The following is a 15,059-nucleotide window of genomic DNA, read 5'->3' as shown; positions in this document are numbered from 1 at the left end:
CTGTTTGCCTCTCTCCCCGTTTCGAATACCCGCAAGTTCAACTATGCTTAGTACTTTTCTTCGTCATAACACAGACGCTGTTTATCGCTGAAAATATGGAATTAACATGAATCCAACGGCATCCAAACTGAGCAAACTGCCTTACTACCCTATCTTGGGTGCCGCGATCTATCTGCTATTGGGCTTGCTTTGGATCGAGTTTAGCGATGTGTTTTTAGCGTCCATCGTTAGCGATCCGGTTTTACTCACCCGTTATCAAACCTATAAAGGGTTTGTCTATGTGCTGCTAACCGCCATCCTCGCCTGGGTCTTGTTAAAACAGCGGCTGCAGTTTGAAATGGCGCTGGTTGAATCACAACGCCTGAGTCATATGGCGTTTGACTATGCTGCAACCGGTATTGCCTATGTCGACGTCAATGGGCAATTCATTAAGGTCAATCAAGAGCTGTGTCGTATGCTGGAATACAGCGCTGACGAATTAAGAAGCATGACGTTTCAACACATCACGCACCCTGATGACTTATTACTTGACCAAGGTTTGCGAGAAAAGATTTTAGCCAATGACATCAAGCAATTTTCCATTGAAAAACGCTACATCACTAAAAATAACCACACTTTATGGGTACGTTTATCTGTCGCTTTATTACCGCCACAACAGCATCTATCGGCTTATTTTATCTCGGTCATGCAGGATATTTCTGCGATAAAACACGCACAACATCAACTGCAAGAAAGCGAACAACGCTTTCGCACCTTACTCGACAGCATGCCCAATATCTCGGTACAGGGATATGACGAACATGGCGTAACGCTTTACTGGAATAAAGGCAGCGAGTTAGTGTATGGCTATAGCAAGCAAGAAGCGCTTGGCCGTAACTTACTGGATTTAATTATTCCCCAGCCAATGCATAACGATGTAAAAGCCGCTATTCAAACAATGACACATTCTGGCCAACCATTACCGCCTGAAGAATTACAGTTACAACGCAAAGATGGCAGTCTGGTCAGCGTATACTCGTCACACGCGGTGATCTTCGACCCGGATAATAAACCGCGCATTTACTGCATTGATATCGATTTGACTGAACGCAAACAACAAGAAGCGCAATTAGCCTTTTTAGCAGAATACGATCCCCTTACGCACTTACCCAATCGCCAATTTTTTACGGGTCGTTTAGAACAAGCGATTAAGGTTGCCCGGCGCGAAAAGCTGCAATTAGCCGTATTGATAATCGACTTAGACAATTTTAAAACCATCAACGATTCGTATGGCCACAGTGTCGGCAATTTACTGTTAAAAAACGTCAGTGAAAAGCTTAAAATTTTCTGTCGAGACACCGATAGCTTGGCGCGTCTGGGGGGCGACGAGTTTGCGATTCTGATCGAGCACTTACCCCACACAGAAGATGCCGCACGCTTTGCTTTAGAACTGCTGCAAGCCTTACAACAACCGGCAACTTTAACTGAACGAATTGACGTGACTATTACCGCGTCTATTGGCATTAGTTTGTACCCTGAGCATCACAACAACGCTGAATCATTATTGCAAGGTGCTGACGCGGCACTGTACAAAGCCAAAGCGGAAGGTCGCAGCACATACAGCTTTTTCAGTAGCCAACTGACTTCGACAGCACGGCAACGCTTGCAGCTGGAAACTAAGTTGCGCCTGGCGATTAGTCAGCAACAATTACAATGTTACTTTCAGCCGCAAATAGCTATTCAAAGCGGTCAAATCATCGGCGCAGAATTACTGATCCGCTGGCAAGATGCCGAGCAAGGCTTTATTTCACCAGAGCTTTTTATTCCCGTGGCGGAAAACTGCGGGTTAATTCATATCATTGGCCATTTTGTGTTAGAGCAAGCCTGCCTCTTAGGCAAACAATGGTTAGAGGAAGGCTTACCTCAAGTGAGGTTAGCGGTGAATGTCTCGGCGCATCAATTTAGTAAAGGTGACTTCGAGCAACAAGTGATCTCCACCCTGCTCGCTACCGGCTTCCCCGCCCATTTACTTGAGTTAGAAGTCACAGAAACCGCGTTAATGCACAACAAAGATGCCGCTATTCGCACGATGCAACAATTACGTGCTGCCGGTATTCGCCTTGCCATTGACGACTTTGGCACAGGCTATTCGTCCTTAGCCTATTTACAACGCTTGCCGCTGGATATTCTTAAAGTCGATCGCAGCTTTATTGATAACATCACCGACAATGACGATGACCGACAAATCAGTAAAGCGATCATTGAGTTAGCGCATACGCTACATTTTGATGTATTGGCTGAAGGCGTTGAAACAGCCGAGCAGTTGGCCTTGCTAAAAGAGATGGCCTGTGATTACTATCAAGGTTATTATTTTAGTCAAGCCGTACCCGCTGAGCAATTTCGCCAGCTGCTACTGAATCAGTCGCCGCACGCTTAAACACATGCTAGCAACTCGGCGACACGTTTAACTTGCAAAGGACGCCTGGTTGAAAATCCTGCACACCTCCGATTGGCATTTAGGCCAAAACTTTTTTACTAAAACCCGTAAAGATGAGCATCACGCTTTTATTCAGTGGCTACTGGCCCTAATCAGTCGCGAACAGATTGACGCGGTGATTATCGCCGGTGATGTATTTGATACCGCCACTCCGGCCAGCTATGCGCGAGAACTTTACAACGAGTTTGTTGTACAACTGCAACAACGTCAATGTACGCTGGTGGTGTTAGGCGGGAATCATGACTCCGTTGCGGTACTTAATGAATCGCGACAATTACTCGCCTGTTTAAATACCTATGTGGTGGCCAGTACCGAATTGCCTGTTGAACAACAAGTGATTCTACTAAACGATAAACAAGGTCAACCGGGCGCTTTGCTGTGTGCGGTGCCGTTTATTCGAGCTAAAGATGTGCTGCAAAGCCAAGCCGGCGACACCGGCCAGCAAAAGCGCCAAGCACTAGCCAATGCCATTGCCGAGCATTACCAACACCTTTTTCAACTCGCCGAACAACAACGGCAAGAGCAGCAACTAGACATTCCCATTGTTGCCACGGGCCATTTAACGGCGCTTGGCGTCAGTAAAAGCGAGAGCGTACGCGAGATTTATATCGGCACCTTAGAGGGTTTTGCCGCAGAGGGTTTCCCACCGGCCGATTACATTGCGCTGGGGCATATTCATAGGCCACAGCGCGTGGCGAAAACCGAACATATTCGCTATAGCGGCTCGCCATTACCCTTGAGCTTTGACGAGCTGGGCACAACCAAACAAGTGGTGCTGGTGGAGTTTAACGGCCGCGAGCGCCAACACATTCGCTGTATTGATGTGCCGCTGTTTCAACCCATGCAGGTGATCAAGGGGGATCTTGACACTCTGGCCGTGCAAATGGCCGCCATTGCACAACAACAGCACAGTAAGCCCGTTTGGCTCTGTTTGGAAATTGCCACCCAAGATTATTTGTCTGATTTACAGCAGCGCGTACAACAACTGTGCGAAGGCTTGCCTGTCGAGGTATTGTTGGTACGCCGACAACGCGCTGCGCCTAGCCAAGCGTTAATACAGCAGCAAAAAGAAACCTTGGCCGAGCTGACACCTGAGCAAGTATTCGCTAAACGCTTAGCGATTGAATCTATTGAAGATACTGAGCGACAACAGCAACTGCAGCAACGCTTTTTAGCGGTATTGTCCGCCGTGCAGCAGGAGCAGAGCCGATGAAAATTCTGACTTTACGGCTGAAAAACCTCAACTCATTAAAAGGTGAATGGAAGCTCGATTTTACCCAATCGCCTTTTGCCGAAAATGGGCTATTTGCGATCACCGGGCCAACCGGCGCCGGAAAAACAACCTTATTAGATGCGATTTGTTTGGCCCTTTACCATCAAACACCCCGTTTAGGCCCGATTAGCCAAACTTCCAATGAAATTATGACGCGCGGCAGTGCCGAATCGATTGCTGAAGTGGAGTTTGAAGTAAAAGGCATTGCTTATCGCGCCTTTTGGAGTATGCGCCGCGCTCGTGGCCAAGCCGACGGCAATTTACAGCCTGCGGATGTTGAGCTAGCCGAGGTGCAAAGCGGCAAAGTGTTAGCCAATCAGGTGCGACCTAAAAACGAAGAAATTGAACGCATCACCGGTTTAGATTTTGCGCGTTTCACCAAATCCATGCTGTTATCACAAGGCGATTTTGCCGCTTTTCTGAATGCCAATGAAAGTGAGCGCGCCGAGTTGTTAGAAGAGCTTACCGGCACAGAAATCTACGGTTTAATCTCGAAGCGTGTGCATGAAGACTACACCCAAGCCAAACAAGATTTACGGGAATTACAGGCCAAATTAGCGGGATTTCAGCTGTTAAGCGCTGATGAGCTAACAGCCATTGAGCAAGAGCAGCAACAGGTCAGCACCCAACAAGCCCTACTGAGCGAGCAACTAAATGCTTGGCAGCAACATCAACAATGGTGGGAGCAGCAGCAGCAGGCGACACAGCAGCAGCAGCTCGAAGCCAACCGCGCCCAACAGGCGCAGCAAGCGCTGCACGATGCAGCAGCGGATCTGGCTAAGCTTAGTCAAAGTGAACCGGCTGAGCGCTTACGCACCCCTTTTAGCTTATTACAAAAAAGTCGTGATGATTTACAGGCATTAAGCAGTGAACTGGTTAAAACAGAGCAGCAGCAACAGCTTAACATCGCAGATTTAGCTCAGCAGCGCAGCCAGCTTGAACACGCCGAGCAGGCTTTAGAGCACACTAAACAGCAAAATCAGCAGCAAGAAACCTTGCTCAATGAGCAGGTAGTGCCGTTAGATCATCAAATCGACGGCCTAGCGCAACAACAAAGCGCCCAGCAACAGCGTTTAGATAGCCTGCAGCAAAAATTACAACAAGCGCAAGCGGATGACAGTCAGCTTCAGCAAAAGCTGCAACAGCTGCAACAACAACTCACCACTACCGCACGTTACCTGACAGAGCATCAGACCGATGCCGAGATCAATCGCTATCTCGGCAGTTGGCAACAGGCGCTTGGCCAGCTTGAAAAAAGCCAAGTGCAGCTGACTCAATTAGCCACTGAGCAGCAGCAAATCGAGCAAGAAAGCACGGCACTGCAAAGCAGCTTACAAGCACAACAACACACTTTGCAGCAACATGATAAGGCCCTACAAGCCCAGCAACAGCAGCACTTACAACGGCAAAACGAATGGCAACACCTGTTACAACAAGCTGATGAAGCCACCTTGCAGCAACAACTGCAACAGCTTACGTTGCGTTGGCCGCAGTTGCATCAAGCAGAAAATTGCCAGCAACAGTATTGGCAGGCCACTCAAGAGCAGCAGCAGTTACAAGCCACGCAGCAACAATTACACACTCGACAGCAGCAGCTGACTAGCGCGCGTGCCAAGCTCTTAGATGAATATCAACGACATAAAGTGCACGTCGACGATTTGCAGCAACTGATTAGTCAAGAAGAACAGTTAGCGTACTATCGCCAACAGCTTGTTGCCGGCGAAGCTTGCCCACTGTGCGGTGCCAGCGAACACCCTGCCGCGGCGATCCCATTAGATCTGCCCGATACGCAAGCGCGGTTGCAACAGGCGCAGCAACAAGCAGAGCACACTTTAGCGGCGGGCCAACAAAGCCGCGAAGCCTTAGATAAATGCACGGCAGAGCTGGCCGCGCAAGCGCCTCGCCTCAGTAAATTAGCCGAACTCATTAGCGCAGCGCAGCAGCAATGGCAGCAGCACTGTGTGGCACTGGACGTCACATTAGAAATAAACGATTCGCAAGCACTGCCTCAGTTAAGCCAAAGCTTACAGCAACAAATAGCGCGTACCAATGCGCAATTAACGGCTTTACGCCAGGCTGAAAAAGCGGTCACTCAGGCACAGCAAAGCCTGATCGAACAGCAGCAAGCGCAAGCCCAAAAAGCACACCAGCTCAATTTACTGCAACAACAACACCTTAATCTGCAACAGCGTCAAAGCCAATTAGCACAACAACAAACGGCGCAACAGCAAGACCAACAGCAGCAGCAACAGCAGCTACAAAGTCAGCTTAGCGCTCAAGGCTATCAGGGCACGCTGCAGCAGCTACCTGCTTGGTTAGAGCAAAAACAGCAAGATGCAAAGCGGTATCAACAGACACTACAACAACAGCAGCAAGGACAACAAGACTTAGCCAGCAGCACGGCGGCACAACAGGCTCTACAGCAACAAATCAGTACACTGAGCACTGAACTACAACAAACTGAACTCGTCGCCAAGCGCCAAACCACGCAGTTACAAGCACTAAAAGCGCAACGCCACAGCTTATTTGGCGAGCAAATCGTCAGCCAAGCACGGCACACGCTGCAGCAACAACTGCAGCAAGCTCAGCAGTTATGGCAACAACAGCAACAGCAATATCGCCAAGTGGAACAGCGCCATACTGAACTCAGCAGTGTGCTAAACAACTTACAGCAGCGCCAGCAACAGCTGCAACAACAGCTGAACGAACAAAGTACCGCTTGGCAAAATAGCCTGCAGCTTAGCCCTTTTGCTGATGAAGCCGCTTTTCTTGCCGCCTTATTACCCGAAGCAGAGCGCAGCCGCTTACAAAGTAAAAAGCAGCAACTTGAAGAAACGTGGCAAAGCGCTAATACCTTATTGCAAAAAGCTAACGAGCAATTACAAGCACTGCTCGAACATGAGCAAGCCTCGGCGTGGCAAAAGGTCAGCGCGACCGAGGTGGCTGCAACGCGACAACAACTTAGCCAACAGCAAAGCGAACTGTTGTCGCGATCAGGCCAGCTAAAAGAGCAGTTGAATCAGCAGCAACAATTACGAGAACGGCAGCAAAGTTTATTAGTTGACATTAACACGCAGCAACAACGCTATGATGAAATCACCCAGCTGCATACGCTGATTGGTTCTGCCAGTGGTGATAAATTCCGCCGTTTTGCACAAGGCCTGACGCTGGATAATCTGGTGTATTTGGCGAATAATCAGCTGCGACAACTGCATGGTCGTTATTTACTGAAACGAAAAGAACAAGCCGGCTTGTCGTTAACCGTGCAAGATACCTGGCAAGGCGATAGCGAACGCGATACGAAAACGCTGTCGGGCGGTGAAAGCTTTTTAGTCAGCCTAGCGTTGGCTTTAGCGCTGTCGGATCTGGTCAGCCATAAAACCAGCATCGACTCGTTATTTTTAGACGAAGGCTTTGGTACCTTAGATGCACAAACGCTGGATATCGCCTTAGATGCGCTGGATAACCTCAATGCTACCGGTAAAATGATTGGCGTGATAAGCCATATAGAAGCGATGAAAGAGCGTATTCCAACCCAACTGCGGGTGAAGAAAAACACCGGCTTTGGTTTTAGCCAATTGGACGAGTGCTATCGAGTAACAAACTAACACCCGTTATGTCATGGCCGCGCCGTATGCTAAAGCGCGGCCTGGTGCTGTTGTCGTTTTAACGTTGAAACTTGCTAAGTTATTTCAGCGACACCTCTGCAGATGGCGTAGCGCTTTCAGCACGCGGTGCACGGCGAAACTTACTTAACAACAAATACACCGCTGGGGTGGTGTACAAGGTCAATAATTGACTGACTAATAAGCCGCCCACGATGGTGATACCCAATGGCTGCCGCAACTCAGACCCCTCACCTACCCCTAATAATAACGGCACCGCGCCTAATAAAGCGGCGAAATTGGTCATTAAGATTGGCCGTAACCGCTGCTGCGCCGCTAACGCAATCGCCTCGATCGGTGCCAAACCTTGATTGCGCTCGGCGGCCAATGCAAAGTCGACCAGCAAAATGGCGTTTTTCATCACAATACCGATCAGCAAAAACAGCCCTAACAGGGCAATTAAACTAAAATCGCTATTAGTTAAATACAACGCTAGCAGGGCACCTAAGCCAGCACAAGGCAAGGTAGACAAAATCGTGATCGGTTGTAGCAAACTCTCATACAGAATGCCTAACAACAGATACACCGCCACAACCACCGCAATCACCAACCAGGTTTGATCGCTACTTTTAAAAATAGCATTGCGTTGGTTTTCACCACTGACCACCACGATAGCCCCGGGCAACATCACTTCTGCCATAGCTTGCTCAATCGCTATAGAAGCTTGCTCCATAGTGGTGCCTTCTTCTAGACCATAACCAATATTTACCGAGGCGAATTGTCCTTCATGCTGCACCCGGTCATTCACTAAACCATACTGATAGCTGGCGATAGCCGCTAAAGGTACACGGCGACCATCGTTGGTAATTACCTGTAACTGCTGCAACACTTCGGGCTGAGCGGTATAACCGGGTAACAGCTCCATCACGATGCGGTACTGGTTTTGCTGATCATACAAGGTCGCAACTTGTCGTTGCGAAAAGGAGTTATTCAGCACCGTGGCCACCGTGCGCATATCCACGCCGAGCCGCTGCGCCGCTTCGCGATCAATGGTTAACTCAATTTGTTGTGCATCTTCACCGCCGGGGGTATCAACATCAACTAACCCAGGGACTTCTTGCAGTTTTTCGCCGACAACCTTGCCCCATTTTCGCAGCAAATCTAAATCATCTGATAACAACTGCACTTCATAGTCACTGCGACTAAAGGGTGAGGATAAACGAATATCTTGATCGACATTCATAAACAGAATGCCGCCAGGCACTTTTGGCGCATTGGCTCGAAGCCGATCCACCACAGCGCGAGCCGACACTTGGCGCTCTGCAAGCGGCTTTAACCGCACGCGCATTTGCGAATTACTAACACCGCGATCCCCCCCGGCCGAACCGATTAAGTCGGCCACGGCAGGATCTTGCAAGACATACTGGCGAAAGGCTTCGATTTTTGGCTGCATCATTTGATACGACGCGCCATCATCGCCGCGAACAAACCCATTCAACTGGCCAGTATCTTGCTCTGGTAATAAACCCGATGGCACCTTGTCATATAACCAAGCGCTGGCGGCAAATAACAACACTAATAACAGCAATAACCAGCGATAATGCCGTAAGCAAACATCAATACTGTGCCGATATCCTTGCTGCAAACGCCAAAAGAAACCTGATGTGGCCTGTTGCTTAGTGGGTTTACGCAACAATAATGCTGACATACTGGGCGTTAAGGTCAGCGAAATAAGCAATGAAATCACCATCGCCGCCACTAACGTAATAGAGAACTCACGGAATAACCGCTCAACTAAGCCCCCCATAAACAAAATAGACAGAAAAATCACAATCAGTGCCAAATTCATCGCTAACAAGGTAAAGCCCACTTCAGCTACGCCTTGCCTTGCGGCTTGTAACGGCGCTAAACCGCGTTCAAGATGGCGACGAATATTCTCGACGACCACAATGGCATCATCGACCACTAAACCGGCAGCGACGATCAGCGCCATCACCGATAAGTTATTCAATGAAAACCCAAACAAATACATCGCGGTAAAAGCGCCAATTAATGACACCGGGATCGCCACACTGGGGATTAACGCGCTGCGAAAATTGCCTAAAAAAGCCCAAACAACCAACACCACTAAAATGACAGCGAGTGTTAAACTCCATTGCGCTTCGGCAAGCGTGGCACGGATCACCGGGCTGCGATCCATCACCACCGCTAAATCGGCACCGGCTGGCGTTAAGGCTTGCAGTAAAGGCAGTTCGTTGTAAATAGCATCAACGGTTTCGACTATATTGGCACCGTTGCGCCGACTGACCATTAAAATCACCGCATCTTTATCGTTATGAAAGCCCGAACTGTAGCGGTTTTCCGTCGAGTCACTAACAATAGCTACGTCAGATAAACGGATCGGCGCGCCATCGGTATATTTAACAATTAAATCTTGATAATCCGCCGCACGGCGCAAGGTTTCACTGGTGGCCAATTGCCAGCGATGGCTATCTGTTTCTAATACGCCTAAGGGTACTGAGGCATTAACCGTATTAATGGCGCTGCGCACTTCATCTAACGCCACCCCATAATGCGCCAGCATACCGGGGTTCAGTTGCACCCGCACCGCCGGTAGCGACGAGCCCGTGACCTCGACTTCACCCACCCCAGTAATTTGCGCCAACTTTTGCGCCAACACCGTTGAAGCATTGTCATACAGCGTGCTGCCCGCCAAATGACGAGAGCTCAAAGCTAACGCCATAATCGGCGCTTGCGATGGGTTAAACTTGCGATAAACCGGATTGCCAGGCATCCCGGCGGGTAACTGGCCACGCGAGGCGTTAATGGCCGCCTGTACTTCACGAGCCGCGGCATCCACATTACGATCTAACTCAAATTCTAAACGAATTTGCGTAGCGCCCTGACTACTTGACGAACTAATGCGGCGAATACCTGAAATGCTGCCTAATGCGCGCTCTAACGGCGTCGCAACCGTAGCCGCCATGCTGTCGGGGCTGGCACCAGGTAAGTTGGCCGTGACCACGATCATCGGAAAGTCGATAGCCGGTAGCGGAGACACTGGCAACAAACGCCAGCTCAACAAGCCCATTAACAAGATCGCCGTCGCGATTAAAGCACTGGCCACCGGCCGCTGAATAAAAGGCTGCGCCAGATTCATAGCGGTGCCACCTCAGCGCTTGGTTTAATTTGGCGTTGACCAAACATACGGTCAAACCATAAATACACTACCGGCGTGGTAAAGAGGGTTAATACCTGACTAACCAATAACCCCCCCACCATCACTAAACCTAAAGGCTGGCGCAGCTCTGCGCCTGAACCACTGGCAAGCATCAGCGGGATGGCGCCAAACAAAGCTGCCAAGGTGGTCATTAAGATCGGCCTAAAACGCAGTAAAGCAGCCTGATAAATGGCTTCGGCTGGGGTCATGCCGCGATTACGCTGCGCGTCTAACGCAAAATCGACCATCATAATGCCGTTCTTTTTCACCAAGCCTATCAACAACACGATACCGATAACGGCAATCAAATCGAGCGGCTGCCCTGTTAACAGTAACGCCAATAAGGCGCCCACGGTGGCAGAAGGTAAGGTTGATAAGATGGTCACGGGATGGATTAAGCTTTCATACAAGATCCCCAGCACGATATACATGGTAATAATGGCGGCAAGAATTAACCACAGGGTGTTATCCAAAGAAGAACGGAAGGCCTCTGCTGCACCTTGGAAACTCAGCTCAACTTCAGCGGGCAGTTGCAGTTGTTGCTGCACTTGCTCGATCGCGGCTACCGCCTGCCCGAGTGAATACCCTTGGGCTAAGTTAAAGGATAAGGTCACGGCCGGGAACTGCCCTTGCTGGTTAATCAGCAAACGGGTAGGTCGCTGACTCACCTTCGCCACTGCCGCTAGGGGTACTGAGTCACCTCGGCTATTGGTTAAATACAATTTATCGAGCGCGTCCACCCCTTGCACCTGTGCAGGGTCAACTTCTAACACCACCCGATATTGATTACTTTGCGTAAACAAGGTGGCGATTTGCCGCTGACTGTAAGCACTTTGCAACACTGAGCTAATTTGTGACACCGTTAACCCCAATTGCGCAGCGGCATTGCGGTCAATATCAATATAGGCTTGTAAGCCTTGCTGCTGCAGATCGTGCGCCACCTCAGAGAGCTCAGGTTGTTGCTGTAAAGCCTCAACCAGCTCGGGAAGCCACTGGCTAAGAGTCTCGTAATCAGGTGTACTGAGCGTAAACTGATATTGCGTGCGGCTAACCCGATCTTCAATACTCAGTTCCTGCACCGGCTGAAACCAGCCTTTAATCCCGGGTACATCTAACACTTGCTGCTCCAGCTCACGGATAATTTCCACGGCAGATTGCGAGCGCTCATTATGCGACGTTAAATTCAGCAAAATACGGCCACTATTAATACTGCTATTACTACCATCGACACCAATAAACGACGATAAGCTGGCGACATCTGGGTGTTGCAGCATATTTTCGGCTAAAGCTTGCTGGCGCAGTGCCATCGCTTGAAAGGAAATATCCTGTGGCGCTTCGGTGATCACCTGAATGACACCGCTATCTTGCACCGGGAAGAACCCTTTGGGCACCGCCATATACAAGCCCACGGTTAACGCCACGGTGGCGGCTAAACTTGCCAGCGCCAGCCGTTGATGGCGCAACACCCATTGCAAACCCCGACCATAACGCTGGATCACCCGCTGCATTAAATCATTCGGGTTATCATGCGCTGGCATTTTGGTTAGCAAACGCGCACAGAGCATCGGCGTTAAAGTAAGCGACACCACTAGCGAAATCATAATGGCAACCGCTAAGGTCACGGCAAATTCAAAGAATAAGCGCCCCACTACATCGGCCATAAACAATAAAGGGATCAGCACCGCTATCAGAGAGAAGGTCAATGAAATCAGGGTAAAACCAATTTCTTTCGCGCCTTTTAGAGCCGCTTCCAGCGGCGAAGCGCCTTCTTCACGGTGGCGCGCAATATTCTCCAGCATCACGATGGCATCATCGACCACAAAGCCGGTGGCAATGGTCAGCGCCATTAACGTCAGGTTGTTCACTGAAAAATCTAACCACAACATCACCGCGAAAGTACCAATTAACGACAGCGGCACAGCTAAGCTAGGAATGATGGTTGCCGGTATGGTGCGCAGAAACACAAAGGTCACTAAAATCACCAAAAACACGGCAAAAACCAGTTCTTTTTGCACATCGCGTACCGACGCCCGAATACTTTGCGTTCGATCGGTTAACACCATCACATCAACTGCGGCAGGTAAGGTCGCGGTTAATTGCGGCAATAGCTGTCGCACACGATCGGCAACTTCAATGACGTTGGCACCCGGTTGACGCTGAATATTCAGTAACACCGCCGGTTGCTCATTGGCCCATGCGGCTAAAAAGCGATCTTCAGCGCCTTGCTCAATACTGGCTACATCACGCAAACGCACCGGCGAATTATCGCGCCAGGCAATGATCAGATTCTCGTATTCAGCCGTGTCTTTAATTTGATCATTCGCATCTAATAAGGTTGAGCGAAACGGGCCGTCAAAGCTGCCTTTTGGTTGATTGGTATTGGCAGCAGCAATGGCTTGGCGCAAATTTTCTAGGCTCAAGTTCATATTGGCTAATGCCGCCGGATTGGCTTTAACCCGGATGGCAGGGCGCTGTCCGCCGGCGAGGCTAACCATACCGACCCCCGGTAATTGCGCTAACTTTTGTGCCATACGCGTATCAACTAAATCATAAACTTGCGGTAAACGTAAGGTTGCCGAGGTAATGGCTAAGGTTAAGATCGGTGCATCAGCTGGATTCACTTTGCGGTAAATCGGCGGTGTCGGCATATCCGATGGCAATAACGAGGAAGCAGTATTAATCGCCGCCTGTACTTCTTGCTCGGCAACGCCCATATCCACCACTAAAGCAAACTGCAGGGTAATCACCGACGCGCCAGCCGAGCTGCTAGACGACATTTGTTTTAAACCAGGAATTTGCCCCAAGCGCCGCTCAAGCGGCGCGGTAATGGTCCGCGTCATAATGTCTGGGCTAGCGCCCGGGTTAAAACTAAATACTTGGATGATCGGATAATCAACCTGAGGCAATGCCGCTACCGGCAGCTGCCGCCAACTGAGCACGCCAGCAATTAAAATTGCTAACATTAACAGCGAGGTAGCAACCGGTCTAAGAATAAACGGGCTGGAAAGGTTCATTATTGCGCCCTCTGCGGACGTCTTCTTGGTTGCTCAGTTACGGGTTTTGCTTCTTTAACCGAGCCATCATTTTCTATCACTTCAACCGCACGACCTGGCCGTAAACGATCCAAGCCTTCCAGCACCACCGGCGTACCCGGCTGTAAACCTGCGGTGATCGCCACTTTGCCATTATCGACAGCCCCGAGGGTAACTTGACGAATTTGTGCGCGATTTTGTTCAATGGTGTAAATATAGGTTCCGGCCGAGCCGTATTGCACCGCATCTTGCGGAATAGTGATAGCCCCTTGTTGCACCGAAACATTTAAACGCACATTAACAAACTGATTTGGAAACAGCTCCTCTTGTTCATTTTTAAACTCGGCTTTTAAGCGTAGCGTGCCCGTTGTCGCATCAATTTGGTTATCTAAAGTGGTTAACACGCCTTGACTGAGCAGCTGCTGCTCTGCGCGATCCCAAGCTTCTACGGTTAACACCTGCCCACTGCGAAAGGCATTACGGACTTGTTGCAGCTGGCTTTCAGGAATGGCGAATACCACCGTAATTGGCGAGCTTTGGGTAATGGTAACCAGCCCTTCGGCACTATTCGCTTGCACCAGGTTACCGACATCAACCCGGCGTAAGCCTAAACGCCCGGTAATGGGAGCATGAATTTTGGTATAGGATAACTGTAACTTCGCCGCATCTAACTGCGCTTGAATACTCTTGCGGCTGCCTTCTAACTGCGCGACCAATGCCTGTTGCGTATTATATTGCTGCGCAGAAATAGAGCTTTGTTCGCGTAATTTGCTATACAGCTCTAAATCCATCTTCGCATTTTTTAATTGCGCGGTGTTTTGCTCTAACTGCCCTTGAGCTTGGGCAAATTGAATTTGATAATCGGCCGTATCAATTTCCGCTAATAGCTGACCCGCGGTCACTTTATCGCCTTCATTAAAATGCAGTTGAGTTAATGGCCCACTTACGCGGCTTTGAACAATAACCGTATTGAGCGGCGTCACCGTACCAATGGCTTTTACTTGCACACGTAAGTCAGCCAGCGCAGCTTCAACAACGCGCACCGGCACTGGCATTGCCCAAGGGCTAGTGGGTCGTTGCCCGGCCTCTGCAGCCGGCGCCTCTGCAGTTTTTGGCCAAAACCAATAAGCGCTTGCTGCTGCCACCAACACCGAGGCAACGATTAACATTGTTTTTTTCTGCCAAGCCATTTTGTATTTCCTTCACCCTGGATCTTAAATTGCTGACACTATAATGTGCCGACCGCCCGCACTCAACGCGACAACCGTCAAGATTTGGTAAAGACGCGCCTGCATTCGCCCAACTGCATTTTTCTGACGGCAGATAGCAGTAAATGCCCTCACACACCGCAGCGCACACCCCCATAAAACCGCTACAACAAGCTAACGTTCGTAAAAAAACAGTTTGGGCTAAACCTTGAAAGTCAGGCTTGCCGTACCTAACTCCTAAACCA

General features: G+C 49.7%; 6 protein-coding genes. 3 read left to right on the top strand and 3 right to left on the bottom strand.

Annotated features, from left to right (window positions below; all coding sequences use genetic code 11):
* The first annotated feature begins 106 nt into the window (after positions 1-106).
* From LMJ53_RS11765 to LMJ53_RS11755, 3 genes are read left to right on the top strand one after another with little or no spacing between them, the layout of a single operon-like run.
* Positions 107-2,416 carry a bifunctional diguanylate cyclase/phosphodiesterase gene (locus LMJ53_RS11765; protein ID WP_229586245.1) on the top strand — a complete coding sequence of 770 codons (2,310 nt, stop codon included), beginning with the start codon at positions 107-109 and terminating at the stop codon, positions 2,414-2,416.
* A gap of 49 nt (positions 2,417-2,465) precedes the next feature.
* Positions 2,466-3,689 carry an exonuclease subunit SbcD gene (gene sbcD, locus LMJ53_RS11760; protein ID WP_229586244.1) on the top strand — a complete coding sequence of 408 codons (1,224 nt, stop codon included), beginning with the start codon at positions 2,466-2,468 and terminating at the stop codon, positions 3,687-3,689.
* Positions 3,686-7,357, top strand: coding sequence for an SbcC/MukB-like Walker B domain-containing protein (locus tag LMJ53_RS11755; protein ID WP_229586243.1), 3,672 nt, complete (start codon positions 3,686-3,688; stop codon positions 7,355-7,357). Before sbcD ends, LMJ53_RS11755 begins: the two co-directional genes overlap by 4 nt.
* 79 nt (positions 7,358-7,436) lie before the next feature.
* Here LMJ53_RS11755 and LMJ53_RS11750 read toward each other — a convergent pair whose 3' ends face one another.
* The 3 genes from LMJ53_RS11750 to LMJ53_RS11740 are packed head-to-tail and all read right to left on the bottom strand — an operon-like array spanning position 7,437 to position 14,796.
* Positions 7,437-10,514, bottom strand: coding sequence for an efflux RND transporter permease subunit (locus tag LMJ53_RS11750; protein ID WP_229586242.1), 3,078 nt, complete (start codon positions 10,512-10,514; stop codon positions 7,437-7,439).
* A complete protein-coding gene (locus LMJ53_RS11745) occupies positions 10,511-13,588 on the bottom strand; it encodes a multidrug efflux RND transporter permease subunit (RefSeq protein ID WP_229586241.1) in 3,078 nt (1,025 codons plus the stop codon). Before LMJ53_RS11745 ends, LMJ53_RS11750 begins: the two co-directional genes overlap by 4 nt.
* Positions 13,588-14,796 carry an efflux RND transporter periplasmic adaptor subunit gene (locus tag LMJ53_RS11740; protein ID WP_229586240.1) on the bottom strand — a complete coding sequence of 403 codons (1,209 nt, stop codon included), beginning with the start codon at positions 14,794-14,796 and terminating at the stop codon, positions 13,588-13,590. Before LMJ53_RS11740 ends, LMJ53_RS11745 begins: the two co-directional genes overlap by 1 nt.
* Positions 14,797-15,059: the final 263 nt, after the last annotated feature.

The organism is Rheinheimera sp. UJ51 (assembly GCF_020819615.1).
Lineage (GTDB): Bacteria > Pseudomonadota > Gammaproteobacteria > Enterobacterales > Alteromonadaceae > Alishewanella > Alishewanella maricola.
Note: the sequence above shows the minus strand (reverse complement) of the source record. Positions and strands in the feature narration are given on the sequence as shown.

Coding starts and splice junctions, on each gene's coding strand:
- LMJ53_RS11765 (WP_229586245.1), top strand. CDS start 107: ATGAATCCAACGGCATCCAAACTGAGCAAACTGCCTTACTACCCTATC.
- LMJ53_RS11755 (WP_229586243.1), top strand. CDS start 3,686: ATGAAAATTCTGACTTTACGGCTGAAAAACCTCAACTCATTAAAAGGT.
- LMJ53_RS11750 (WP_229586242.1), bottom strand. CDS start 10,514: ATGAATCTGGCGCAGCCTTTTATTCAGCGGCCGGTGGCCAGTGCTTTA.
- LMJ53_RS11745 (WP_229586241.1), bottom strand. CDS start 13,588: ATGAACCTTTCCAGCCCGTTTATTCTTAGACCGGTTGCTACCTCGCTG.
- LMJ53_RS11740 (WP_229586240.1), bottom strand. CDS start 14,796: ATGGCTTGGCAGAAAAAAACAATGTTAATCGTTGCCTCGGTGTTGGTG.